Origin of the sequence: Paenibacillus xylanilyticus (assembly GCF_047246825.1) — a bacterium.
Lineage (GTDB): Bacteria > Bacillota > Bacilli > Paenibacillales > Paenibacillaceae > Paenibacillus > Paenibacillus xylanilyticus_B.
Genome location: NZ_JBFOLB010000002.1, coordinates 548,201 through 573,391 on the forward strand (window position 1 = coordinate 548,201; position 25,191 = coordinate 573,391).

General features: G+C 45.3%; 23 protein-coding genes. 4 read left to right on the plus strand and 19 right to left on the minus strand.

Annotation, left to right across the window (positions count from 1 at the left end):
* Nucleotides 1–17 precede the first annotated feature (17 nt).
* The 10 genes from mraZ to AB3N00_RS17205 form a co-directional block, all read right to left on the minus strand.
* Nucleotides 18–455, minus strand: coding sequence for a division/cell wall cluster transcriptional repressor MraZ (gene mraZ / locus AB3N00_RS17160; protein WP_249912229.1), 438 nt, complete (start codon nucleotides 453–455; stop codon nucleotides 18–20).
* A 272-nt stretch (nucleotides 456–727) separates the two neighbouring features.
* The gene (locus AB3N00_RS17165) at nucleotides 728–1,993 is read right to left on the minus strand and encodes an adenosylhomocysteinase (protein WP_413035662.1); all 1,266 of its coding nucleotides are present in this window, start codon (nucleotides 1,991–1,993) and stop codon (nucleotides 728–730) included.
* A gap of 59 nt (nucleotides 1,994–2,052) precedes the next feature.
* A complete protein-coding gene (bshC, locus tag AB3N00_RS17170; protein WP_413035663.1) occupies nucleotides 2,053–3,684 on the minus strand; it encodes a bacillithiol biosynthesis cysteine-adding enzyme BshC in 1,632 nt (543 codons plus the stop codon).
* A 153-nt stretch (nucleotides 3,685–3,837) separates the two neighbouring features.
* Complete coding sequence (locus AB3N00_RS17175) at nucleotides 3,838–5,607, minus strand: dipeptide ABC transporter ATP-binding protein (RefSeq protein WP_413035664.1); 1,770 nt, start codon at nucleotides 5,605–5,607, stop codon at nucleotides 3,838–3,840.
* 17 nt (nucleotides 5,608–5,624) lie between these two features.
* Nucleotides 5,625–6,506, minus strand: coding sequence for an ABC transporter permease (locus AB3N00_RS17180; RefSeq protein WP_371859956.1), 882 nt, complete (start codon nucleotides 6,504–6,506; stop codon nucleotides 5,625–5,627).
* Between the two features lie 47 nt (nucleotides 6,507–6,553).
* The gene (locus AB3N00_RS17185) at nucleotides 6,554–7,486 is read right to left on the minus strand and encodes an ABC transporter permease (RefSeq protein WP_413035665.1); all 933 of its coding nucleotides are present in this window, start codon (nucleotides 7,484–7,486) and stop codon (nucleotides 6,554–6,556) included.
* A gap of 189 nt (nucleotides 7,487–7,675) precedes the next feature.
* Nucleotides 7,676–9,376 (minus strand): peptide ABC transporter substrate-binding protein, encoded by a 1,701-nt coding sequence (locus AB3N00_RS17190; protein ID WP_413035666.1) that lies wholly within the window; start codon nucleotides 9,374–9,376, stop codon nucleotides 7,676–7,678.
* Between the two features lie 151 nt (nucleotides 9,377–9,527).
* Entirely contained in the window at nucleotides 9,528–9,902 is a 375-nt protein-coding gene (locus AB3N00_RS17195) for a DUF3397 domain-containing protein (RefSeq protein ID WP_413035667.1), read from the minus strand.
* Nucleotides 9,902–10,864, minus strand: coding sequence for a ketopantoate reductase family protein (locus AB3N00_RS17200; protein WP_413035668.1), 963 nt, complete (start codon nucleotides 10,862–10,864; stop codon nucleotides 9,902–9,904). Before AB3N00_RS17200 ends, AB3N00_RS17195 begins: the two co-directional genes overlap by 1 nt.
* 142 nt (nucleotides 10,865–11,006) lie before the next feature.
* Nucleotides 11,007–11,657 (minus strand): RsfA family transcriptional regulator, encoded by a 651-nt coding sequence (locus AB3N00_RS17205; RefSeq protein WP_413035669.1) that lies wholly within the window; start codon nucleotides 11,655–11,657, stop codon nucleotides 11,007–11,009.
* A 314-nt stretch (nucleotides 11,658–11,971) separates the two neighbouring features.
* On the opposite strand from AB3N00_RS17205, the gene AB3N00_RS17210 reads away from it, so the two are divergent.
* Nucleotides 11,972–12,208 (plus strand): DUF2626 domain-containing protein, encoded by a 237-nt coding sequence (locus AB3N00_RS17210; RefSeq protein ID WP_095289941.1) that lies wholly within the window; start codon nucleotides 11,972–11,974, stop codon nucleotides 12,206–12,208.
* A 200-nt stretch (nucleotides 12,209–12,408) separates the two neighbouring features.
* Entirely contained in the window at nucleotides 12,409–13,488 is a 1,080-nt protein-coding gene (locus AB3N00_RS17215) for a coiled-coil domain-containing protein (RefSeq protein ID WP_413035670.1), read from the plus strand.
* Here the strand turns inward: AB3N00_RS17215 and AB3N00_RS17220 are convergent.
* Nucleotides 13,480–14,763: an ABC transporter substrate-binding protein gene (locus tag AB3N00_RS17220; RefSeq protein WP_413035671.1), complete on the minus strand. Its 1,284-nt coding sequence runs from the start codon at nucleotides 14,761–14,763 to the stop codon at nucleotides 13,480–13,482. The genes AB3N00_RS17215 and AB3N00_RS17220 overlap by 9 nt on opposite strands.
* A 222-nt stretch (nucleotides 14,764–14,985) precedes the next feature.
* Nucleotides 14,986–16,320, minus strand: coding sequence for a PhoH family protein (locus AB3N00_RS17225; protein WP_413035672.1), 1,335 nt, complete (start codon nucleotides 16,318–16,320; stop codon nucleotides 14,986–14,988).
* A gap of 241 nt (nucleotides 16,321–16,561) precedes the next feature.
* Between AB3N00_RS17225 and AB3N00_RS17230 the strand changes: the two genes are divergently transcribed.
* The gene (locus tag AB3N00_RS17230; RefSeq protein WP_413035673.1) at nucleotides 16,562–17,257 is read left to right on the plus strand and encodes a YhcN/YlaJ family sporulation lipoprotein; all 696 of its coding nucleotides are present in this window, start codon (nucleotides 16,562–16,564) and stop codon (nucleotides 17,255–17,257) included.
* Nucleotides 17,258–17,264: 7 nt separating this feature from the next.
* Here AB3N00_RS17230 and AB3N00_RS17235 read toward each other — a convergent pair whose 3' ends face one another.
* From AB3N00_RS17235 to AB3N00_RS17260, 6 genes are all read right to left on the minus strand, one after another.
* Nucleotides 17,265–17,717 carry a pyridoxamine 5'-phosphate oxidase family protein gene (locus tag AB3N00_RS17235; protein WP_413035674.1) on the minus strand — a complete coding sequence of 151 codons (453 nt, stop codon included), beginning with the start codon at nucleotides 17,715–17,717 and terminating at the stop codon, nucleotides 17,265–17,267.
* 92 nt (nucleotides 17,718–17,809) lie between these two features.
* Nucleotides 17,810–18,871, minus strand: a complete 1,062-nt coding sequence (locus AB3N00_RS17240) for an LCP family protein (RefSeq protein WP_413035675.1) — start codon at nucleotides 18,869–18,871, stop codon at nucleotides 17,810–17,812.
* 91 nt (nucleotides 18,872–18,962) lie between these two features.
* On the minus strand, nucleotides 18,963–19,259 hold the full coding sequence (locus tag AB3N00_RS17245) for a YlaH-like family protein (RefSeq protein WP_175397516.1): 297 nt from the start codon (nucleotides 19,257–19,259) through the stop codon (nucleotides 18,963–18,965).
* 306 nt (nucleotides 19,260–19,565) lie between these two features.
* Entirely contained in the window at nucleotides 19,566–21,407 is a 1,842-nt protein-coding gene (typA, locus tag AB3N00_RS17250) for a translational GTPase TypA (protein ID WP_413035676.1), read from the minus strand.
* A gap of 178 nt (nucleotides 21,408–21,585) precedes the next feature.
* Nucleotides 21,586–22,080 (minus strand): hypothetical protein, encoded by a 495-nt coding sequence (locus tag AB3N00_RS17255; protein WP_413035677.1) that lies wholly within the window; start codon nucleotides 22,078–22,080, stop codon nucleotides 21,586–21,588.
* Between the two features lie 301 nt (nucleotides 22,081–22,381).
* Nucleotides 22,382–23,041 (minus strand): TerC family protein, encoded by a 660-nt coding sequence (locus tag AB3N00_RS17260; protein WP_413035678.1) that lies wholly within the window; start codon nucleotides 23,039–23,041, stop codon nucleotides 22,382–22,384.
* Between the two features lie 105 nt (nucleotides 23,042–23,146).
* Here AB3N00_RS17260 and AB3N00_RS17265 point away from each other — a divergent pair, with 105 nt between their 5' ends.
* Nucleotides 23,147–23,848, plus strand: a complete 702-nt coding sequence (locus tag AB3N00_RS17265) for a TerC family protein (protein WP_175397512.1) — start codon at nucleotides 23,147–23,149, stop codon at nucleotides 23,846–23,848.
* A 98-nt stretch (nucleotides 23,849–23,946) separates the two neighbouring features.
* Here AB3N00_RS17265 and thiI read toward each other — a convergent pair whose 3' ends face one another.
* A complete protein-coding gene (gene thiI / locus AB3N00_RS17270) occupies nucleotides 23,947–25,188 on the minus strand; it encodes a tRNA uracil 4-sulfurtransferase ThiI (RefSeq protein WP_413035679.1) in 1,242 nt (413 codons plus the stop codon).
* Nucleotides 25,189–25,191 lie beyond the last annotated feature (3 nt).

The window sequence follows — 25,191 nt, forward strand, 5'->3', positions numbered from 1 at the left end:
CTGCACCCCTCCTGACTTTATAAATCAAAATTAAAATCGACCAGCTTTTCGGCAATGTCGTTGAATGCTTCCTCGGATTGATTGAAATAACTCTCCCATATGCCTTTGCTCCAGATCTCCACCCGGTTCGACACGCCAAGAACAACACAATCCTTGTCCAGTTTGGCATACTCCCGTAAATTGCCCGGCAAATTTACCCTGCCCTGTTTGTCCAATTCACATTCGGTAGCACCCGAGAAAAAAAAGCGGGTAAACGCACGTGCATCCGACTTCATCAAAGGCAGCGCTTTGAGCTTCTGTTCCATGACCCCCCACTCCTCCATGGGGTACACGAAAAGACACTGGTCCAAACCCCGTGTGACAACGAAAGACGTTCCAAGAGATTCGCGGAATTTGGCCGGAATAATAACCCGACCTTTATCATCAATGCTATGTTGGAACTCCCCCATAAACATTGGCCCACTCACTCCTCACCCGTTTCTCCCACTTTGCCCCACTTTCCACCACCTAAGCATAATAGATTCGGACTAAAAAATCAAAACCCTTCTTGCCAGCTTATTTTTTTTCATTTTGCAGCATTAAAAAACGCCTTTGATCCTGTCGCTCAGGATCAAAGGCGTTTCCCCAGTAATGGTTATCCTACATACAACCGCATATGAGCCATATCATCAATACACTATTCTATACCCTTTGACTCAATACAACAGCTTGTAATTATTGGATCACACTAAAATTTCCAGCTATCGAGGTATTTTTCTTGCTCGGTTGACAGTGAATCAATCGAAATATTCAGGCTTTCCAGTTTATAGCTGGCCACCTGTTGGTCGATCTCATAAGGTACATTAACAACCGTTTTACCCAATCCTGCATAGTTCTCGCTCACATAGCGCAGACCCAAAGCCTGCAATGCAAATGTCGTGTCCATGATCTCAGCAGGATGGCCGTCAGCTGCACCCAAATTTACGAGACGACCTTCTGCCAGGAGGTACATTTTGCGTCCATCTTTGAAACGATATTCCTCAATATTGCGACGCACCGTACGAATCGATTCCGACCGTTTGGCAAGCTCAGGTTTATTGACTTCCACGTCAAAATGACCCGCATTGCTCAGAATCGCTCCGTCTTTCATTACATCATAGTGTTCACCCGTAATTACATCCTTATTGCCGGTAACAGCGATAAAGAAATCTCCCAGTTTGGCTGCTTCCACCATGGTCATTACGCGGAAACCGTCCATATGTGCCTCTACCGCTTTGATTGGATCAATTTCTGTTACGATTACATTTGCTCCGAGCCCTTTGGCGCGCATCGCCACGCCTTTGCCACACCAGCCGTATCCCGCTACAACTACATTCTTTCCGGCTACAACCAGATTGGTTGTACGGATGATGCCATCAAAAGCAGATTGCCCTGTGCCGTAACGGTTGTCGAACAGGTATTTGCAATAAGCGTCATTAACTGCCACCATCGGGAATTGCAGTTGTCCTTCTTTCGCCAATGCTTTCAGACGAATAATCCCTGTTGTCGTTTCCTCTGCGCCTCCACGAATGGTAGCAGCAAGGTCAGGACGTTCAGAGGCAATAATGGTAGCGAAGTCACCACCGTCGTCAATGATCAGATCAGGTTTAACTTCCAGTGCACGAAGCTGCAGCTGTTTGAATTCTTCAGCCCCTGGGTTGTATTTGGCATAAACGGTAACTCCATCTTCCACAAGAGCCGCACATACATCGTCCTGGGTCGACAATGGGTTACTGTGTGTAATGGTAACTTCTGCACCACCAGCCTGAATAACTTTGGCCAGGTACGCTGTTTTGGCTTCAAGGTGAAGGCAAATGGCAACCTTTAAACCTTTGAAAGGCAGATCCTGTTCAAATTGGCGGCGAATCCGGTTCAACACCGGCATATGTGCCTCAACCCAATCAATTTTCAGATGACCTTCAGAAGCAAGTCCCATATCCTTAACAATACTATTTTGCAATGCAGGTGTAGTCATGCACATCCTCCTTGTTTATCTGTTTCTTCTATTATAAAGGTCTTCTGCTAAGCACATGGTTATAACGTAATCACTTGATGTTGTCCACGGAATTCACGCCCGCTCTCAATCAGTTCCTCAATCCATTTTGTTCCGTAACGGTTCAAATAGAAGAGCGCATTGTGCACTCGTTCCTGTGGTTTATTCATAGGAAACAGGGAAATCTGGATGCCATTCCAATGTCTCAGTCCGACCTCATGTTTATCCATGATCGCTTTCTGTGTTTGCTTTTGGAGATATTGAATCTGTTCATTAATCTTCCTCAGATTCGTCTCTCCAATCCGATCAAGTCCAGCGTGAATTTGCGCAAGTTGATCGAGCAGTGGGCGATAGAGCTCAGCAAATGTTTGCTGGACCTGTTCAAATTGTTCCTCGACTTGGAATGTTTCCTGTCCAGCGAGCCACTGCTCTCTTTTTTCTTCCATACGATATTGCACATCTTGAAAAGAGAGCTCGTACTGGTTCATATGTTTGTGATGTACATCTTCCAGGATGGTGTAAGACAACCGTGGCAGCAAGATGGGCATTTGCAGACCAAACTGGCGAAATGCAGTTCTGGTTAATCCCCAGTATGCAATCTCACCCTGTCCCAGAATTACCGCAGCTACAGGCAGTACGGAATCCTGCATTAGCGGCCGGGTTAGTACATTATTACTGAATCGCTCGGGATGTTCTCCAAGCTCCTGAAGTAATCGTTCCTCCGTAAAAGAAACCAACCCTTTTCGGTCCGTATACAAGCCATCTTTCAGGAACAGCAGCAAACGAGCCCCATCGTGGATATAAAACAAATTTGCTCCGTCTTCAGCAACCTCGGCAGGCATGGAATACCCCGACTCCTGCACCATGCTTGCCCCTTGCAAATAAGCTTCGCGCAACGAGGCATTCTCACGAATCAATCGTTCAAATACAGGCTGTTCCAGTTCGCGTAATCCGGGATCTGCAGCATCCATAAGGACAAGCCCGCTATTGCCGAACAAAGCGGACACCATTCTGGCAAACGCATCGCTAAGATTCGAGCTGGATTGATGGATACGGGTGAGCATCTCCATTAATCCTGGTTTATGTACAGTATCCGGCAGCAGGTGCTCCACCTGCTCAAGTACGTTCATCCACTGTTCCGCTGCAATTTCGACACCACTTACCGAATTCCGGCCATCAAATCGACCATGCAGCTTGACTTTGGTCATTTCTCCGTTGCGATCAGGCAGATAAGTGTGATTCACTTCGTCCCAGTCATGATCTTCGCCAGCGATCCAAAATACAGGAACTACCGGACGCTGAAGTGTGGCCTCCGCTTCACGGGCAGCTGCAACCACGCTCGCAGCTTTGTAGATAACGAATAACGGACCTGTAAGCAATCCGCTCTGCTGTCCCCCCGTAACCACAAACGTACCTTCCTCAGCCAGACGGGAGATGGAGTGATGTACAGCTTCGTGATCATTCAAACGTTTGTTATATATGCGTAAATACTCTACCAGGTTCTGGCGGTTCACACGTGTGTTCTCCGATTGATTCAACCATTCGGCACGCGCATGAAGTCCAGACTCCCAGTGAATGTCATACTCGTAAAGGCCCCGCGCAGCATCACGTGAGCAGATATAATCTTCTGCAAGTTGCGTTCCACTGCGGAGTGCCTCGGTAATAGCCTTCATGAGGTCTGCCTCCTATTCTGCTTCAAAGAGCCTTTCTTGATTGTACCGAATTACAGGCCTCTTCGTCAAAAGAAAGTAACTGAAAAATACAAAAACCGCCGGACAAGCCGGCGGTTTGATAACATTAATGAGTTCAAACGGTGTAATAATCTCTTATACGTAAGGTTCTGAAACCCAGTGACCTTTGGAAATCTCAATCAATTGAGCATTCTCCAGGTTATAAGGATCGTTTACAGGACCACTGCCTGCATTTTGGATTGGACCAGACTGTTCATCCGGCAGCAAAATGCGGCGTTTGTTTGCTTCTACTTCCGGATCAGGTACTGGAATCGCAGAAAGCAATGTTTTGGTATAAGGGTGAACCGGGTTGGAGTACAACTCCTCACTCTCAGCCAGCTCGACCACTTTACCCATGTACATAACCGCAACACGGTCACTGATATGCTTAACCATGGACAAGTCATGCGCAATGAAGAGATAAGTCAAACCAAGACGTTGCTGAAGCTCTTCAAGCAACTTAACCACTTGGGCTTGGATGGATACATCGAGTGCTGACAAAGGCTCATCACAAATGATGAATTTAGGGTCAACTGCCAGCGCACGTGCAATACCGATCCGTTGTCTTTGACCACCAGAGAATTCATGCGGATAACGGAGCGCATGGCTTGGATTCAAACCTACGAGATCCAGCAATTCCTCTACACGTCTCTTCCGCTCTTTACCGCTTGAAGCCAGGCCGTGGATATCAAGCGATTCGCCGATAATATCCATAACGTTGAAACGTGGGTTCAGGGATGCATACGGATCTTGGAAAATCATTTGCATATCTTTGCGCATTTCTTTCATTTTGCGCGGAGACAGTTTATAGATATCCGTTCCGTTAAAGTTAACATTTCCGCCTGTTGGCTCATAAAGGCGAAGAATTGTACGTCCTGTTGTGGATTTACCACATCCGGATTCCCCAACAACTCCAAGAGTTTCGCCTTCAAAAATATCAAAGCTGACATCATTAACCGCTTTGAGAATATTGCCTTTACCCAGATTGAAGTATTGTTTCAGGTTCTTCACTTCAACTAGCGGCTTGTTGGCACCTTTGATAATACCAACCGGAGTAGGTTTTTCTTTCTTAGGCTCGTCCAAACGAGGCAAAGCGTTCAACAATTTGATTGTATATGGATGCTGAGGATTGCTGAAAATTTCAGCAGTCGTTCCCGTCTCCACTACTTCGCCTTCCTTCATAACAACAACGCGGTCACACATGCCGGCTACTACACCAAGATCATGGGTAATGAGCATGATGGATGTTCCAAGCTTTTGCTGCATATCTTTCATGACATCCAGGATTTGCGCCTGAATCGTTACGTCGAGTGCAGTTGTCGGCTCATCCGCAATAAGAAGGGATGGACGGCACGCTAGGGCAATGGCAATCATTGCACGCTGACGCATACCACCGGAAAATTGGTGTGGGTAGTGATTCATGCGAATTGCCGCATTTTTGATACCCACAAGCTCCAACATTTCCAAAGCACGCTTCTCAGCTTCTTTTTTGGACATATTTTGGTGTTTGCGAAGTACTTCTGTAATTTGCTTACCAACTTTAATTGTAGGATTCAATGAAGTCATTGGATCCTGGAAGATCATCCCGATGTCTTTACCACGGATGGCTTCCATTTGTTTATCTGTTTTTCCAAGCAGGCTCTGCCCATGAAAAGTAATCTCTCCACTTTTGACCTTCGAAGGCGGGGAGGGAATCAGCTTCATGATGGTTTGGGCGGTAACACTCTTACCACTACCGGATTCACCAACAATCCCCAGCGTCTCTCCTTTGCCAAGTTCAAAACTTACATTTTTAACGGCATCAAATTCACCAGAACGTGTTGTAAACGACACGCTTAGGTCCTTGACTGTTAAGATTGGCTCCATAATCCCACCTCCTATTTCTATTTACGCAATTTCGGATCGAGTGCATCACGCAGACCGTCACCGAGCAAGTTAAATGCAAGCATTGTAAGTACCATCAGACCTGCAGGGAACCACATCCGCCAAGGATACAGCGTCCAGCCTGTCAATGCGTCATTGATCATAGAACCCAGGGAAGATTTCGGTGCAGAAACACCCAGTCCGAGGAAGCTCAGGAACGCTTCGGCAAAGATGGCATTTGGAATAGACAACGTCAGCGTTACGAGAATTGGTCCTACTGCATTTGGCAACAAGTGACGGAACAATTGACGTCCTGTACTTGCACCCATGGACCGTGCTGCAAGAATAAAGTCTCTGTTTTTCAGTTGCATGATCTCACCACGTACAATCCAGGACATACTAATCCAGCCTGTGATCGTAAGGGCAATGATAATGGTCGTAAGACTTGGTTCCAAAACAACCAGCAACAAGATTACAACGAGCATGTACGGCAGGGAATAAAGGATTTCGGAGAACTTGTTCATGATTCCATCAACACGTCCGCCGTAGAAGCCCATAATCGCTCCGTAGATTACCCCGATGACAAGGTCAATCAAGGCAGCAGCCAAACCTACAGTAAGGGATACACGCGCACCTACCCAGGTTCTTACCCACACATCACGACCGAGCTCGTCCGTTCCGAACCAGTGCTCCGCACTTGGCGCTGCATTGGCATTTAGCAAATCATTAGAATAATAATTATAACTTGTAAACAACGAAGTTGGACCAATCAAAGAGAAAATGACAACAAGAACCAGAATGCCCAAACTGATCATCGCGGCCTTGTTGGTTGCAAGTCTGTACATGGCGTCTTTCCATAACGATACACTTTCTTGCGATTTCACCGCTGCCTGACTATCCAGGGCAGTGTTCGCCGTTTCTTTATTGTTATTGTTCGTGCCAGACAACGTTATGCCCCCTTCCGGCTTTCCAGCTTAATTCTAGGATCAATCAGCACATATGCGATATCTGTAAGGAAACGTGCCAACATCAGGAGGATACCATAGAAAATCGTAATCCCCATGATCATTGTGTAATCCCGGTTCGTGATACTTTCTACGAATACTTTACCAATTCCACCGATGTTAAAGATCTGTTCGATAACTACGGAACCCGTGATGATGTTTGCTGTCATCGGACCCACATAAGTTACAACCGGAAGAATACCGTTACGAATAACGTGTTTAAACATGATTGCAGGCCATTTCAGACCTTTGGCTTTAGCTGTTTTGATGTAATCCGCGTGCAGCACTTCGAGCATGCTGGAACGCGTCAAACGTGCGATAAAGGCAATCGGGGATGCAGACAACGCTGCAACCGGGAGTACATAGTCAAGCGGACCATCGAATCCCATAACGTTAAACCAGCCCAGTTTGAAGGCGAAAACGTATTGGAGCAGGGAAGCGAGCAAGAAACTCGGTACCGCGATCCCAATTACAGCCAGGATCATCGTGACGTCATCAATCAGTTTACGATGGTAAACCGCAGCGATCAGTCCCAGCAAAACCCCAACGACTACAGAGATAATAATTGCAAAAATCCCCAGTTTAAGAGATGCTGTAAACGTTTGAGTGATCATGTCAGTTACTTCTTGATTCAGGTATTTCATCGAAACACCAAAATCGCCTTTGAGAATTCCACCCATATACTTCAGGTATTGTTCATACATCGGTTTGTCCAACCCATACTTCTCTTCCAGTAGTGCCCGAATTTCAGGCGATACTTTTTTCTCGGATGTAAAAGGGTCACCCGGAATGGCCTTCATCAGGAAGAAGGTTGCTGATGCGAGTATGAAAAGCGATAGCAGCATAAATAGCAGTTTTTTCAGCACGTACTTAACCAACCCTTGCACACCTCCAAAAACAATATTTTGTATACAAATCGATTGTAGAATTAGACATGAATAAAGTCCAATCCATTTATCGGAAATTTCAAGAATTATAAGGAAAATCGGTGCACATACAAAAAAATCGGGATATATATGGAATTCCACATATATATCCCGAAGTAATCATATAGACTTCAGAACAACTTATTTCTCTTCCAGATATGCACGAGTGAAGTCAATTGCTCCACTGAAATCAAGTTGTACACCTTTAAGGTAAGGCTTAGTCAAAGATACGTTAGTGTAGTAATAGATTGGCATTACGCCCATTTCATCTTGGATCAGGATTTTCTCAGCATCAGCAAATGCAGCCATACGTGCAGCTGGATCAGCAGATTTCACAGTTTCTTTAACATCTTTGTCATACTGTTCGTTGCTGAACTTGGAGTCATTGTTTGTGTTACCAGTAGTCCACATTTCCAGGAAGTTGTACGGATCGTTGTAGTCAGCAGACCAGCCCGCACGAGCTACTTGGAAGTTTTGGTTTTGACGATTCTCAAGGAATACGCCCCACTCTTGGTTTTCTGTTTTTACATCAACACCAAGGTTTTTCTTCCACATGTCAGCAACAGCAAGCGCGATTTTCGCGTGAGCATCACTAGTGTTGTAGATCAGTGTAACAGCTGGCAATGTTGTGTATCCTTCTTCTTTCATACCTTCAGCAAGCAATGCTTTTGCTTCTTCAACATTTTCAGTGAAGTAGTCGTCTTTGTGCTCATCACGGAACTCGCCGTTTTCACCGCGGATACCTGGAGGTACAAAGCCGTAAGCTGGAACTTGTCCACCTTGTGTAACTTTGTCAACGATCAGTTGACGCTCGATCGCCATTGCAAAAGCTTTACGGATTTTAGCATTGTTGAATGGTGCTTCGTTAACGTTGAACTGGTAGTAGTAAGTACTTGCGATACCCGTTGCTTTGAACTCATCCGGCAATTCCGCTTTTACAGAAGGAATTTGGTCGGTTGGGATCTCACCGTTAGGTGCACCTGTGTAATCCAGTTGTCCGGACTTGTAAGCTTGCAGCTCGGAAGCACTGCTGCTTGTCAGGGACATGTTGATTTCAGACAATTTGATATCAGAAGCTGCATGGTAGCCTTCGTTTTTCTTAACTACGATTTTTTGACCTTTAGCGTATTGATCCATAGTGAATGGTCCGTTAACGATCATGTTTTTGTAGTCTGTGAAGAATTTATCATTTGTGTCAGCAGATTGGTGTACTGGGTAGTACGTGTAGAATGCTGTCAGACCCAAGAAGTAAGGAGTTGGGTTTTCCAACGTTACTTCCAGTGTGTGCTCATCAGTAGCTTTTACACCCACTTGGGAGAAATCTGTAATTTTAGTACCTTTGTATGTTTCGTCTTTGCTCAGGTTGAAGCCCTCAGCACCTTTGATGTAGTACAATTGGTACGCGTACGGGGAAGCCGTTTCCGGTTTCAGTGCACGTTCCCAAGAACGAACGAAGTCTTCAGCAGTGATTGGATCACCATTGCTCCATTTAGCATCCGGGTTCAGGTTGAACACATATTTCAAACCATCTTCGGAAATTGTCCAGTCTTTCGCAACGCCTGGTGCTTCTTTACCATTTTCGTCGATGCGTACAAGACCTTCATACAAGAATTTCAGAACAGTGTTGGTTTGGCTGTCTTTTGCCTGAGCCGGGTCCAACGTAGGAGGTTCAGCTGTCAGGTTAATTTTCAGCACTTGATCTTTTGCGAGACCGCTTCCCTCGCCTGCAGAGCCAGTTCCCGTGTTACTTGTTGTGCCTTCATTTTTCGATCCGCACGCTGCAAGTACGGTACCGAACGCCAGAATCAGCGTCAAAAGGACTAATAGACTTTTCCTTTTCATCTAACACTTTCCCCCTAAATTGATGTGGTTTATGTTTATAGATTATACAACCACCGGTCAAAAAAATCTACATTACTTTTTCAGAAAGTAATGTTTTTTTCAGTTTTCGACAAAATCGACACATTTTTTAGCCTTTTTACGTTATGTAACCTTACATCTGTTTCATTAAGTATCTAAATAAGCCAAATATAGTAAACAAGACATACCCAAAACTCATCAATACAAAGGCCATGCGCCAAACGGCCCGGAACATTCGGCCCCCATCCACCTTCCCTTTCAGCCTATTTTGAGCTCCTCCAATCAATCCGAGTGCAATTAGTATGAGTATCAACGTCAAATAAAAACCAAAATTCGAATCAAATGTTAAGTTGAATAACGCCGATACGGAGAAAATCAGAAATACAGTCGTTACATCCATTGCAGTGCGAAGAGAAGCTCGTTTATCCTTTTTCCACCCATACATGGCCCAATAGACAATAAAAAACGGAAAAAACGGCAGTATGCTCAGCACAATAAAAAATCCCATTAACTCACTCCTTCCGGCCTAATTCCTTCGATCAGATGAAGCATTGTTTCATGCAGCGGAGCAGTCAAACCAGACCGATGTGCCATGCTGACTATTTGCCCGCTGATTGATTCCACTTCGGTACGTCGCCCATGCATAACATCTGCAAGCATCGAGGACGTATTTGTGGCTGTTGATCGGCAGATGGACAAAACATCCTCCCACATATCGATGTCCAATATGATTTCATTGGCTTTATAAATGGCTGCAGCTTCATCATAGAGTTGGCGCATAACCGTTATACGTTGCTCATTCTGAAGCAATTCCCCATTGGTTATTCTCCAGATGGCCGTGAGAGGGTTAATGACAGCATTAATTAGCAGCTTTCTGTATATCAGCTTATCGATTTGATTCGACACTGTACAGTTAAATCCTGCCTGCTGCAATAGGGCTTCCAAGCTTATGTCTTTTAGATTTCCTTTTGTGTCTTCTTCTAGTGCACTAGGATGTACGTCTCTGCCAAGCCAGGTTTCCCCCTCACCAGCACGAATAACCCCGTTCTCCACCCTTTTGGCACCTTCAGTAGTTACTGCACGATATAGACGGGATAACGGCATGGCTGCCTGTATCTTCTCTATATGGCCCATTCCGTTCTGAAAACAGGCTATGTTAATGATATGATTCTTCATTGTCTTCATGGTATGAACAACATCATCTATACTTGTCTGCTTAACCATGAGGATAAGCCAGTCCCCGGGCTGATGATGCCAACGAGCAGATAATTCCGATATCGGATAAGCCTGAATATACTCGGGAAGCAACTTTAACTTCGCTCCCTGCTCGATGATATCTAACCCGTACATACGCAGTTTTTCCGCTTGTTCTGACGTCCTGGTCCAAAACCGCACAGGATATCCAGCTGCCTGAAGTTTTCCTCCATATAAAAGGCCAAGTGAACCTGCTCCTACAACGTCAATAACCATGGGACATCCCTCTTCCACTTTCAATAATTACTTCTATATATAATAGAACAAAAACTTCAAACAAAAAACCCGTCTTACCTGCCGTTTGTAACGGAGATGTGACGGGCCAGATCAAAAATCATCATTCAAAGAGCTTGATCCGTTATTCAATTCGTTCCAAATTCCCGTTAGCGTCCATTTTGAAACGGGTTTTGAGTTCCTCTTCTTCCTCAGCCAGGAAAGCAAGCCTGCGTGCACGATCCATAATCTGAATCAACGCTTTATAATCGTCATTCACCACACGATAATCGGTTTGTACTTCATTCACTTCTTTGGACAGACGGTCATTCTCACAGCGAAGTTCATGGAGCTCATCTTCCTTCTCACGAAGCTCCTTCTCCAACATTTTGAGTTGTCGTCCACTTTCCTGTACCGTGCCTTTCCATTGGCGCAAAAAGCGAATCACAGCATCAATAGAAAGCGAGTCTTCCGACACTCCATCGGTCTTATACAGGTTTTCTTCCGTATCGAGTGTGGATAGAGCTGCGACCTGTGGTCCAAGCAACGACGGTTGTTTTCGAAGATAACTTCTCTTTTGACGTTGTGCCTTCGCATTGCTGATGGCTGACTCATACTTCTTGCGCACACAGCTGTTCCAGCGAAAACCGCAAGCGGCAGAAGTTCTGCCTATTTTTTCGCCAACTTCCTCGAATGCCGCGAGTTGTGTGCTGCCTTCTCGAATATGCCGCAAAGTTACCTCAGCCAAAATCAAATCGTCCTCTGTACTCCAAGCATCCTGTCTCACTGCAGTCATGCTATAATACCCTCCTAACAACATCCTAAAATAACCGTCCTCATTACCGGTTTCCCGGCTTGTGAATTAGGTATAAAAGCTGCTTTATTCATTCTTATGCCTCTCATAGAGTTCATAGAATTGATTTCATACTAAAATGTATTTCCATATTCGTGGGTGCTCATACGTTATATATGCAAAAGATGCCCTATAAACACTCCTGAGGGGCAAAAAAAGAATTCGCTTTCATATCCAATTCTGTTTACACCTTTTTCCTTTCCCGGTATAATGTTGTGTAGACAATCTATGATCGTACATAGAGAGGAGGACTAACCGTGGCACGCATGTTTCGGGTACTCGGGTTCTTCACGCTTACGATTGGCCTGATGGCTTTTGCGGGAGATCTGGTCGAGATGGCTTTACTTTTTTTCCTGCAGACTGCGTTTTTCGTCATTTTGGGGTATTTAAAATTTACCGAAAGAACGTACATATTGCTCTTCTGGGGTTATATGATCGTTACCTTCACAGGGTTCAGCTACTGGACTGTGTTCCAAATGGGGTTGCCGCTTTAATCCGCCAACAGCATCAAAGCGATCCGGCCATAGGCCGGTTCGCTTTTTTGTTGTTTCTCAATACATAAGTTTATCTGATTAAATGATTGTTTTCAGCGTTATGTATCCACTAAGGATATTTCAAGATTTCATTTCATATATTGTCTGAAAGACAGAAGCCTGTACAATGGATATTGAACTATGGAAAGGAGAATGATGTGGTGAACCGTCGATATAGCATTAGCGCCCTATTTATCTTCACCCTACTATTTGTCCAGCTCACATCGACATATGCCTATGGAGAACAATCACCAGAGAAAACTCGTGAGATTTTGCAAAAGAGTCTGTCCATCGTGGAGATCGATCATGAAATTGAACGTATTGCGGTTAGGCAAAAAGAACTTGACCAACAACAACAAGAGCTGCAGATCCAGCTCCAGGAACAGGAAGAGCAAATACATATCCAGCAAGATCGGGCAGGTGCTGTAGTTAGGTCCTATTACACGGGAGAACGGGACAACCTTCTTATGACTGTGCTTGGAGCCAGATCGCTTAAAGATCTTTTTATCCTTTATGATTACTACCAAATTATCATTGGCAGAGACCAGGCAGTCCTGACCAAATATCAGGATCGTTATCAGAGTATACAGGAGACCTCTGCCAAAATTAGTAAGACCACAGCAGAACTGGACGAATTAAAAACCAATTTGGAGAGTCAGCGGGAGCGTGTAGTCGCTTTGCAAAAGGAAGTGGACGGACAAGTATCAGCCAGTGGAAATCCGGCGGCCATTCAAAAGTTGATGGATGAGTTGACGATTTATTGGGAGAATGTGGGTATATATGAGGTCAAACGCTATTTCAGGGCATTAGCAGCAGCCATGCAGAATCTGCCAGAGTTTATACAAGAACAGAATGGTGGAATTTCCACGACTGGAACAGCTTACACGATCCGAATTGAACAAGATGATTTGAATCAATTCCTGCGTGAGCAGAACCCTATCTTTGAAGATTTCGCTTTTCAGTTTGACGAGGACCGGATTACGGCTTCCGGACAACGTGATCAGTTACAATTAAGCATCGAAGGCCACTATACGGTAGAAAACGAGCCACAAAACTCCATCCGTTTTCATGTAGATAAACTCGTTTTTAACCAGTTGGAACTACCGGATACGACACGACGAATGCTCGAAAAGGAATTTGATCTCGGTTTTTATCCACAGAAAATTTTGTCCTTTGTGAAAGCTACAGGTGTATCAACAAGCAAAGGTGTACTGGAAGTAAAACTTGCCATCTCATTTTGATGAATGATGTATTTGAAGAATGCCACTCACATACTGATTCGCTGAAATTTCTCCTTGAAGGAACTGTTGAATCTTCTTCTTGTACTGTAACAACTGCATGGGGCTCTCAATAACATCTTTCTCAGATGTTTCGGACACAAACCATTCCTGACCACCGATCATTTGTCTTCCATCCGTTAGCTTTTGGGACTCCAGGTTCAATTGCTGCTGTTTGGCAGGCAGATGATGGGCTTGTTGGTACCAATCCGACTGCGTTGAAGCGGATATCATGCCTTCGATCCATCGGCTTGCCTGTTCCGCTTCATGAGAACCGGAAGTAATCACAAAACTTCTGGATTTTATAGCGGCAAGCGGTTTAAACATGATCTGGTTTGTAGGTGATCCTTTATCCTCATTTAGCATTTGATCACCCTCCAACAGCTGCGAAAAACGAGTCACAATCAATATTGATTGTTCCTGCATAACCGTATCATTAACCCCTGGGTCAGCGTTAAGAGGCTTTATATAAGGCTGAATCCGGTTCAGCACCTGCAACGCCTGTTCATATCCCCCCGTTGTAGACGCCTCCGTTGTATTTTTTAGAGCAGATGGAGCAACTCCTGGCCCAAATTCATTTAACCATGCATCTGCAGCACAAGGATCATTTATGTTAATAGTGAGCATTTCTCTAGTTCTCTCCCCCATTTGATTCAGCAGCTTGGTCCACTCGTCCAGATTTTGTGGCAATCGCTCCAAACCAGCTTCTGCAACTGCATCAGACCGTGATGCAAGCACGTAGGGGTCAAAATCAAATGGCATCGCCCATTGATATCCATTCCATTCTGTCTTTTCCCGTAAACGGGATACCGATTCACCAAGTGTTTTGGATAGGGTTGTTGCATTGAGAGGATATAAATGCCCTCTTTTCGCGTAACCCTGCACCTCCGTACTATCAAGCAGGATAATATCCCCACTGTCCCCTACCGCAAGTTCATCCTCCAGCACATTTTTATATGTATCCGTTTCCAGATTTCGAAGATCAATTTCGACCATACGCGCTTCTGCTACTTGGTTAGCAATCTTGGAAAAGACCTGAAACTCCTTCTCAGACATGGAAACCACGATCTCAACCGGGACTTGCTGATTCTCATTGCGGGATGAAGTATTAGGAAACGTACTATTTTCCTGATCCCCTTCCTGGTTCTGAGGTGTCCCTCTAAAGTCAAAGCTTGGAGACAGAATGGTCAAAGAAAGCAGCAGCACTGCGAATAATACGACCTGATGCCTACGCTTCATTAACTTCTCCTCCTCGCTCCCTATATTTTTCCTGTAAAATTTATTGTAACAAATTAGTAGTGCTCCTGTCCTATCCTGCCAAAAAACAGATTTTTGAGCTTTTGCATACTAAGAGAATACATAGTTCTGTGTAATAACTCTTTTTCAATTTTTCAGCAAAAAAACCGGCTCAACCGAGCCGGCATTTTTTTATATTTTCCCGTGAAATATATCCCGTTCAGCTTACAACAAATCGGCAGCCAATTGGGCCAGTTTGGAACGCTCCCCTTTTTCCAGCATAATATGTCCACTGATGCCTTCCTGCTTGAATCGTTCCACGACATACGTCAGGCCGTTGCTTGCGGAATCCAGATATGGATGGTCAATTTGTTCAGGGTCACCCATCAGTATAATTTTACTGCCTTCACCTACACGAGAAACAATGGTTTTCACTTCATGGCGGGACAGGTTTTGTGCTTCATCTACGATAATAAATTGACCAGGTATGGAGCGTCCGCGAATATACGTTAGTGCTTCAACCTGAATACTGCCAAGCCCCATTAGAATTTTATCAATATCTCCTGCCTTTTTCGTATCAAACAAAAATTCAAGATTATCATAAATGGGCTGCATCCATGGTCTCAACTTCTCTTCCTTTTCCCCCGGCAGATAACCGATATCCTTGCCCATCGGGACAACCGGTCTCGCAATCAGCAACTTTTTATATTTATGATCGTCTTCCACCTTAAGAAGACCTGCCGCAAGCGCCAATAAGGTTTTTCCTGTCCCGGCTTTTCCCGTAATGGTAACGAGTGGTATATCATCGTTTAGAAGCAATTCCAGAGCCATACGCTGTTGTGCGTTTCGTGCACTAATGCCCCATACATTATCGTTACTTAGAAACAACGGCTCAAGCTTGGTTCCCTCCGTGTTTACCTTCAGCAGCGCTGATTTATTGGTCCCCATCTCATCCTTGAGAATTACAAATTCATTGGGATACAGGTTATAGGACAACTGCAATGGTTTGATCGGCAGAAAACGATATGTGTAAAACTCATCGATTACCGACGGATGAACTTTCAAGGCTGTGTAGCCTGGATATAATTCACTGAGTCCCGCTGTCCGATCGGACAGGTAATCTTGAGTGAACAGACCGAGCACATCTGCTTTGATACGAACGAGTACATCTTTGCTGACCAGAACGACCTGTCGTTCCACGACTTCTTTCTCATTTTCTTCAATTTGATAATTGAGGGCCACCGCCAAAATCCGGTTATCATTGGATACTTCCCCGAACATTTCTTGTACTTTCACAAAACTGCGATGATTGAGTTCAACTTTCAGGTTCCCTCCATTCGCCAGAGGCACGCCACTGTGCAGGTGACCCAGCTCACGCAAACCATCAAGTAATCTGGAAACATTTCGGGCATTGCGGCCAATTTCATCAGCATTTCTTTTTTTGGAGTCAATTTCCTCCAGTACAACCGCGGGAATGATTACCTCATGTTCCTCAAAGGCAAATATGGCATTGGGGTCATGCAGAAGCACGTTGGTATCCAATACAAAAATCTTTTTCATTCAATCCCCTCCAAAGCGGCGTCGTTAAAGGCATGGGCTAGAACGTGAACTCGGGAATGCCGGATTCAATCATTGTATTTCGATGCAAAGGCAGTCCGTATTTTCCATTCCCGAGTTCATCTGTGATAGTGTGATCTTTCAGCAGCGGCATGGACAATCATGCTCCCATACATAAATGTATTCGTCTAGGACAAAATAATTGTCAACCATTCTGAAAAACTCCAGGAAAGGATGAACATTTATGAAATATTGGGTTTGCACGCTGCTTCTGATCTTTATACTTACAGGTTGCAACAGCACTTCACGCAGCGCCTCACAAGAGCAGCAAGGTGCTCATGCGAGAGGTTACGGAGGAAATGTCACAACTCGGCAAGATCAACAAAACGGATCTCACATGCTCTATACAGAGGATGACCGAATGAATCCTTCACGCCTCGACCGCTTCAATGAAAATACGGGTGAAGTTCATGAACTGAACGTTGCTGACGATAACCAAACAGGCCGGATGACCAACGATAATCGGATTAACCACCTCAAAGCACTTGCCAAGCAAGTGGAAGGTGTCAAAGATGCCAACTGCGTCATCTTAGGCAATACAGCTGTTGTCGGCATTGATGTGGATGGTGAACTGGAACGTGCACGCGTTGGCACTATAAAATACTCGGTTGCTGAAGCTCTGCGCAAAGATCCCGAAGGCATTGATTCCATCGTAACTGCTGATGCGGATGTCACTGAACGAATTCGTGAAATCGGAGAACATATCCGCCAAGGGCATCCAATTTCCGGTTTTGCTTCCGAACTTGCTGACATGGTGGGACGAATTATTCCACAGCTCCCGAAAGACGTCAAAGTCCGTCAAAATCCGGATGAACAGGCTCCTGAAGAACAGCAAATGCAGCAGCATTCCACGGACAAAAAGCAACAAAAAGCCCAGTGATTTCTCACTAGGCTTTTTTCATGGCAGCAAAAACCTGCTCATCCAATTTCTCAGCAGCACGCTGATCGTATATTTTGACATATTGAGGCACAGAAGATAGCTGGGCTCCATAAAACAGGGCATTCCTGACCGCTTCAATTGAAATGTCGAAACAGCACATATTAAAGGGAACATCCTGCAAAGGATCCTGTCGAACTGAAGCACGTCCGTTGATCGCATAGACCGTCTCTTCTCCAAATACCGTGACCGTGATCAACGGGTTTTGTTTCATGTTGTTCACCAGTCGTGAACGATGATCCAAAGCGACCCGAAGCGTAGAAGCATTCTCCGCGTAAATCCAGGAGATCGCAGTAGACGTCGGGCCTCCTGATTCAATGTCAACCGTGTTTAGGAGCACAAACGTCTCATTCTTGAATTGCTGCAAAAGAGATTCAGTCAATTGTGTGACGGCTTCGGACATTAAACCAGCCCTCCTTAACCTACTTTATGCAATTCTTGATACTATGATTTATGCTATTATAACATACCCGGAAACTTGCTTCCAATCCCCAGCTATTCCGCCGCCGGAGAGGTCGTTACTTTACCTGAGAGCGTATCTTGTAATGCCTGCTTTGCATTGGCAAGTTCCGTCTCATTCACATATACATATGGACTTCTCCAGTCCCCAGTCACAGGTGTGTAGTGAACATCCGATTTTGAAATATTCCAATACGTAGCGATGAAGTTCTTCATCTGTTCGGATTCCACATCCGTTGTCATGTTGTCATCTACAGCACCAATCACTTTGCTGATTTTCGTCACACCACCAAGTGATTTCATCTGATCCAGCATGGAATTCAGAACCTGATTTTGACGTTTATTCCGGTCAAAGTCGTTGGATTCATCCGTTTTGGGATCACAGTTTGATTTACGGTAACGCACAAAGTCGAGTGCTTGCTTGCCATCCAGATGCTGATCACCAGCAACCAGATTAATATCCGTACCATCAGCCGTATCCCTGTAACACATGTTTTTATCAACTGTCACATCCACGCCGCCCACAGCATCTACCACATCGCGGAATGCCTGAAAATTAAGCACCGTTGTGTAATTGATGTCTACGTCGAAATACTTGCCCATCATTTCTTTCATTTGATCCTCCGCGTTTTTTCCGGAGGTTTTCTCTTGGGCTTTAAACTTGGGATAGTATGAGTTCAGTTTATTTGCCTTGTATCCTTCCAATTCAATCCGGGTATCGCGAGGCAAAGAAACAATCGTGGCTGTTTTTGTATCCGGGTTCATGGCTGCTACCATGACTACATCGGACAGATAGGTTCCCGTTTCAGGCCGGTTGTCCGTACCTAATAGCAGCATCGTAATTGGCTTCGTCTTAGCCGACATCCCGGGAGGCACTGGCTTGTTTACGCCGGTGTTTGCCACCTGATTGTATACCCAGTAGAGATAACCGCCACCTACAACAATGGCAATCACCAACATGCTCAAAACGAGCTTAGCAAAAGTACGCATTCGCTTTTTCTTTTTGGATGGTTTACCTTTACTGCTGCTGGACCCTGAAGCACCGGATTGGGTCGGTGCCTGTCTACGGGGGGGCAGTCCGTTCGAATTCGAGTTCATATCTTCAACACCTTTATCACATCTGTTTTTGTCCAAATAAAAGACAACCGCTTTCCCGAAGGAAAACGGATGGTCTGTACAAAGACAGATTTTATGAGTTTCTGGCGGCAGCTTCCGCCTTTTTCTTTTGACGACCTTCGATGAAATAGCGCACTCGCACTAACAACATCAGACCAACCGCTACCAGCAAACATTGAATAATGGGCAGCTTGTCGATCTGAAAAATAAGAAGCATGAATGTGCCCATCGCCATCAATAGATAAAGAAAGATTTCCTTCACAAGCGGCAATTTCTGACGTACCCGAAACACCTTGTTATATACGTAAGTAATCAGCACAAAGATGACGATGTAGGCTACGATCGGGTTTGATGCAAACCATGCTTGCATGCACAGTCAGCTCCTTTCGTGATCATGCTTGTATAAGTTATCTGGTTGATTTAACAAAACGTAATTGGGAATTCAAGCGAGCATTAGTGACCGTTTCGGGTTCGGATCGTTCTTTCGATCGCTGTTATCTCCAGATTTTTCGAACCATTTTTTCAAATGGGAAAATCCGGAGATAAAGGCGAACGCTTTGCTTCTTCAGAATCGATTCCGTTCCCTCCACTACATATGCAGCATTAACCCAAATACATTTGGAAGACATCAAACGTTAACTTATACATACTATTTTTTGTTAGTTATGATTAAGCGTTATTTTGCAGCCATTTTACGTTGTTTCTCTGCACGCTCACGCTCGGATTTGTTCAGGATCTTCTTACGAAGACGAATAGATTTTGGTGTAATCTCACAATATTCATCTTCATTCAGATATTCAAGCGCCTGTTCCAACGAGAAGATAATCGGAGTTTTAATTTTAACAGTATCATCTTTACCTGAAGAACGAACGTTAGTCAGTTGTTTTTCTTTGCAGATGTTGACAACGATATCATTGTCTCGTGTATGCTCACCAACGATCATACCTTCGTAAATTTCTGTTCCAGGCTCAAGGAAGAGCGTACCACGATCCTCAACACCCATCATTCCATAGAACGTAGATGTGCCAGTTTCAGTTGAGATCAGTACACCTTGGTGACGTCCACCCACTTGACCGGATACTACTGGAGCGTAGCTGTCAAATGCATGGTTCATCACACCATAACCACGAGTCAATGTCAGGAAGTTGGTGCTGTATCCAATCAGACCACGTGCAGGAATCAGGAACTCCAGACGTACTTGACCGCTACCCGTGTTAACCATGTTCACCATTTCTGCTTTACGTGCGCCCAGGCTCTCCATGACGGAACCCATGCTTTCTTCAGGGATATCAATCAACAAGCGCTCAAGAGGTTCCATTTTCTTACCGTCAATTTCTTTGACGATAACTTCTGGTTTGGATACTTGAAGCTCATATCCTTCACGACGCATATTTTCAATCAGGATACCCAAGTGAAGCTCACCACGTCCGGAAACGATAAATGCATCTGGACTCTCTGTTTCTTCAACACGAAGGGATACGTCAGTTTCCAACTCTTTCAACAAACGCTCGCGCAGTTTACGGGAAGTTACCCATTTACCTTCACGGCCTGCGAATGGACTGTTGTTTACGAGGAATGTCATTTGCAGTGTTGGCTCATCAATTTTCAGAACCGGCAAAGCTTCAGGGTTGTTCGGGTCAGCAATCGTTTCACCGATGTTGATATCCTTAATACCCGCGATCGCAACGATGTCACCTGCGCCAGCTTCCTCTGTCTCAACACGTTTCAGACCTTGGAAACCAAACAGTTTCTCGATACGAGCTGTTTTGCTTTTGCCATCACGCATAATAACAGTAACGGATTGGCCTTGACGAATCACACCACGGTTTACACGACCGATAGCGATACGTCCGAGGTATTCATTGTAGTCCATCAGCGTAACGAGGAATTGCAGTGGCTCTTCAACGTTCTCTGTTGGATGAGGGATATGACTTACGATGGTATCGTAGATCGCCATCATGTTGTCATCTTGTTTGGCAGGATCGTCTTCCATGCTGGATGTTCCGTTCAATGCGGAAGCATATACGACAGGGAATTCAAGCTGCTCATCGCTGGCACCCAGTTCGATAAACAGGTCAAGTACTTCATCAATAACCTCAGCCGGACGAGCCGATGGACGGTCAATTTTGTTTACAATAACGATTGGAGTCAGGTTGTGCTCCAGTGCTTTACGAAGTACGAACTTCGTTTGTGGCATACAGCCCTCATAGGCATCAACAACGAGCAATACGCCGTCAACCATTTTCATGATACGTTCCACTTCACCACCGAAGTCGGCGTGTCCTGGTGTATCTACAATGTTGATCAGGTAATCTTTATAAGTTATAGCCGTGTTTTTGGCCAAAATCGTAATACCGCGTTCACGCTCCAGATCGTTGGAGTCCATTGCGCGCTCCTGTACCGTTTCGTGATCACGGAAAGTACCGGATTGCTGGAGCAACTTGTCGACTAGCGTTGTTTTCCCGTGGTCGACGTGGGCAATAATCGCAATATTGCGAATGTGTTCTCTTGAATGCATGGTTTGTATCCATATCCTTTCCAATTTCAATTCTTATCTACTAAACTTCCCGCATTTCTGCAGGTTACTCACCCAAAATAAGCGTCGGTGATATCCCGACGCATGTCTTTATCCCTTATATTATAGTTGATCATAGCTAAAAATCAAGATATTTCGCTTGGAGGAGCATCTGGGAATGTTACCAGCCCCTCCTTGGACGTCCTCGTCCAAGCAGCAGCCAGACCCCGCCCAAAATCAAAAGGATCGCCAGCACATAAATAATTCCGGTATGAAGCATGGTGAATCCGAATAAGACAATGGACAAAGCACCTATGCCCCATGCTGCAGGCAGCACAAATTCGGGTTTGTAGCGTTCAGCAAGTCCGTACTCGAGTAAACCAACAGCAATTCCCAGCAAGAATGCCGGCCAGAGACTGCTCATCAGCCCTCCTCCCCAAGTATTCGTAATTCCGAACAAAATACCATACACCGTCAATATCCCTGCGGGAACAAGGGACCACGTAGGAGTAACTCTTGCATAATACAGGGCGTGGAGAGCAATTCCCGGCAGCAAAATAAGCAAAGGCCAGAAATGACGTCCAATAAAGCCAAACACCCCAAGTTTGCCAAGCAAAATAAAAATACCTGCGGCCACAATAAATATTCCGATCGCTTTTTCATTTCTCATGTTCATCTGCACTCACCTCTTATATCATTTGGCTATGTAGGTTGTAAGCTAAACAAATTAGCCTTTTTCATAATGACCAGCTTTCGTAATCCTGCCTCTAGTGTAGCCCATGTTTTTGCAAAAAACTATACTTGATGTCGCATTTCGTCACAGTTCTATCATGTATTACCCCAAGGGGGCTGGATCATCCCTCATTCACCAATTTTTACAACATGATACGATTGAATTCAACAAAAAAAAACCGCCCTCGGCAGACGGTTGTCCTCCACTGTATTCTGTTTTTCTGCTGCCTACTCAGACCACCAGTTTATACATTCCGTCTTACAAACTTGTGCGCTCCTCCGACCGCAATGACAAGCCCCGCCATCGCTACCGGAAGCAGCGTGTGGGCTTCAGCCGTCAAGCTGCCGAGCCATTGACCCAGCTTCGGATCGCTCATCACCATTTCGCCCGCTGTGAAGGCCAAAATTCCTGAACCAGCAAATACCAGTATCGGAAATCGCTTCAGCAAACCGACGATTAAACCACTACCCCACACCACAATGGGAATGCTAATCGCAATTCCGATGACAATAAGTGCTAAGTCCCCATCAGCCAATGCTGCAATGGCAAGTACATTGTCCAGACTCATTACAAAATCAGCAATCAAAATTGTCTGAACTGCTTTCCAAGTCGTGGAAGCTTCCCGAATATGTACTTCATCTTCATTTTGAAGCAGGAGCTTCACGGCAATCCAGAACAGCAATATCCCACCGGCTGCCTGTATGAAGGGAATCCCCAGCATTAACACCGCTGCAAATGTCAACACACATCGAAGTACGACGGCACCAAAAGCCCCCCACCATACGGCTTTCTTCCGCTGCTTTTCTGGCAGATCCTTACTCGCGAGAGCAATAACTACCGCATTATCTCCACTCAAAACCAGATTGATCATTAAAATTTCCGTCAACAGCCACAATGTATCCATGCTTCTCCTCCCCCCACTCTTACTTGTATGTCAAAGTTGTCCATGCTATTCTTAACGATTGAACAAGCTTTTTAGGGTTCGGACATATAGAAGGAGTGACAGCATATGGAGCTATTTAGCGCTGTTTTTTGGCTTGCTTTGTTGAAAATTGTATTTATTGATCTCATGCTGGCTGGCGATAATGCAATCGTTATCGGTCTTGCAGCACGTAATTTGCACCCTTCAGTGCAGAAAAAGGCGATTCTCTACGGGACAGCGGGCGCCCTAGTGATCCGGATTGTAGCCACCGTCGTTGTACTCTGGCTGCTTAAGGTACCTTGGCTGCTGCTGGTCGGTGGCATCTTGCTGATCTGGATTGCCTATAAATTATTGGCCGACCAGGGTGAGGAGCATAATGATATCAAGGCAGGCAGCTCCCTATGGGTTGCGGTGCGCACCATTGTTATTGCAGATGCCGCCATGGGACTGGATAATGTCATTGCGGTGGCAGGCGCGGCTGAACAGCATTTGGTGCTTGTTATCATCGGACTTCTGATCAGTGTCCCGATTATCGTATGGGGTAGTACCCTGTTCATCAAGCTGATTAATCACTTCCCATGGATTATTTATGTTGGGGCTATTGTACTTGGTTATACCGCCTCCCACATGATTACCGAGGAACACCGACTTGTGCCATTCTTCACCGAGCATCCCGCACTGCGCATTCTGTTTATCGTTCTGGTCGTTGCAGGTGTGGTGTTTGCAGGATACCGTAAACGCTCAAGCAACAATAGACGCAGCGGGGAACAGCAGCGTTCATACTCATAGGTACCAATCAAAAAGGACTGACCGATTTTCCATCGGCCAGTCCTTTTTCCATTTAAGGTAACATAGTCCTTATTATGTCATCCACCATCATCAGATCGTTAGAACCAGTCTTCCTTGATCTCGTTCTCTTTGTTCTCATCGGTTGCAGGAGCTGATTCACCTGCATGAAGAACGATGGTTTCCGTCTGAGCCACAGCTTCCTCTATCCATTCAGGCAGTTGGCTCATTGTCGCTTCTATTTTATCCACGATACGAAGGTTCGGGTTCGTGGTAGGTGATTTCGGCACAAAGAGTGTGCAGCAATCCTCGTAAGGCAGAATCGAGATATCATACGTCCCAATCTGTTTGGACAGTGTAATAATTTCCTGTTTGTCCATCATCACCAGCGGACGCAGAAGTGGAAGTTCTGTCGCACGTCCAATGACATTCATGCTAGGCAGCGTCTGGCTTGCCACTTGTCCAAGACTATCGCCGGTAATAATTGCAAGGGCACGCTCACGTTCAGCCAGCTTCGTCGCAATTCGCAGCATGGAGCGACGCATCAGTGTAATGATGAGATTGTCCTGTCCCAACTGGGTAAAAGCCGTTTGAATCTCTGTAAAAGGAACCAGGTGCAGCTTTATTGTACCTGCATGATCAGCCAGGGCTCGGGCCAGGTCGATCACCTTCTCCTTCGCACGCTGGCTGGTGAACGGGTAACTGTAAAAGTGTACACATTCCACTTCCAGTCCACGACGCATGGAAGCCCAGGCTGCAACAGGACTGTCAATTCCACCGGACAACAGCATCATTGCTTTGCCATTTGTACCGAGAGGGAACCCGCCAACGGCAGGAATCACTTCATTGAAAATGTACGTTCCTTGATCCCGAATCTCCACGCGCAGTTCGATGTCCGGGTTACGTACATCCACGCTGAGCTGTTGAAATTTTCTTAGAATCGGGGAACCCACCATGTGATTCATTTCATGTGAAGAATTCGAAAACTCTTTCCACACCCGGCGGGTGTTCACTTTGAAGGTCGTACCTTCCTTGAACTCATGCTCTCTCTCATCCATAAAAGCAACGGCCGTTTCCACGATGTCTTCAAGCACTGAAGGAGTTACTTTAACCGGGCTAATGGACATGACACCAAACACCCGTTTCAGCACTGCGATCAATTCCGTGTGTGATTCACCACCGAGATCCACGTACAATCGCCCAAATTCCTTGCGCAGGCTTGCGCCGGGGTATGGTTTAAGCAGGGCTCTCACCTGAGTGATGATCGTTTTCTCGAATCGTGCACGATTCTTACCTTTTAACATAAATTCTCCAAAACGGAGAAGCAGCATATCGTATTTCATTTG

Coding starts and splice junctions, on each gene's coding strand:
- AB3N00_RS17235 (WP_413035674.1), bottom strand. CDS start 17,717: ATGTCCGAAGCCGTCACACAATTGACTGAATCTCTTTTGCAGCAATTC.
- AB3N00_RS17200 (WP_413035668.1), bottom strand. CDS start 10,864: ATGGTTATTGACGTTGTAGGAGCAGGTTCACTTGGCCTTTTATATGGA.
- AB3N00_RS17245 (WP_175397516.1), bottom strand. CDS start 19,259: ATGCAAGCATGGTTTGCATCAAACCCGATCGTAGCCTACATCGTCATC.
- AB3N00_RS17220 (WP_413035671.1), bottom strand. CDS start 14,763: ATGAAGCGTAGGCATCAGGTCGTATTATTCGCAGTGCTGCTGCTTTCT.
- AB3N00_RS17260 (WP_413035678.1), bottom strand. CDS start 23,041: ATGGATACATTGTGGCTGTTGACGGAAATTTTAATGATCAATCTGGTT.
- AB3N00_RS17230 (WP_413035673.1), top strand. CDS start 16,562: ATGAAATATTGGGTTTGCACGCTGCTTCTGATCTTTATACTTACAGGT.
- AB3N00_RS17225 (WP_413035672.1), bottom strand. CDS start 16,320: ATGAAAAAGATTTTTGTATTGGATACCAACGTGCTTCTGCATGACCCC.
- AB3N00_RS17190 (WP_413035666.1), bottom strand. CDS start 9,376: ATGAAAAGGAAAAGTCTATTAGTCCTTTTGACGCTGATTCTGGCGTTC.
- AB3N00_RS17205 (WP_413035669.1), bottom strand. CDS start 11,657: ATGACTGCAGTGAGACAGGATGCTTGGAGTACAGAGGACGATTTGATT.
- bshC (WP_413035663.1), bottom strand. CDS start 3,684: ATGAAGGCTATTACCGAGGCACTCCGCAGTGGAACGCAACTTGCAGAA.
- mraZ (WP_249912229.1), bottom strand. CDS start 455: ATGTTTATGGGGGAGTTCCAACATAGCATTGATGATAAAGGTCGGGTT.
- typA (WP_413035676.1), bottom strand. CDS start 21,407: ATGCATTCAAGAGAACACATTCGCAATATTGCGATTATTGCCCACGTC.
- AB3N00_RS17165 (WP_413035662.1), bottom strand. CDS start 1,993: ATGACTACACCTGCATTGCAAAATAGTATTGTTAAGGATATGGGACTT.
- AB3N00_RS17255 (WP_413035677.1), bottom strand. CDS start 22,080: ATGAACATGAGAAATGAAAAAGCGATCGGAATATTTATTGTGGCCGCA.
- AB3N00_RS17240 (WP_413035675.1), bottom strand. CDS start 18,871: ATGAACTCGAATTCGAACGGACTGCCCCCCCGTAGACAGGCACCGACC.
- thiI (WP_413035679.1), bottom strand. CDS start 25,188: ATGAAATACGATATGCTGCTTCTCCGTTTTGGAGAATTTATGTTAAAA.
- AB3N00_RS17195 (WP_413035667.1), bottom strand. CDS start 9,902: ATGGGATTTTTTATTGTGCTGAGCATACTGCCGTTTTTTCCGTTTTTT.
- AB3N00_RS17175 (WP_413035664.1), bottom strand. CDS start 5,607: ATGGAGCCAATCTTAACAGTCAAGGACCTAAGCGTGTCGTTTACAACA.
- AB3N00_RS17265 (WP_175397512.1), top strand. CDS start 23,147: ATGGAGCTATTTAGCGCTGTTTTTTGGCTTGCTTTGTTGAAAATTGTA.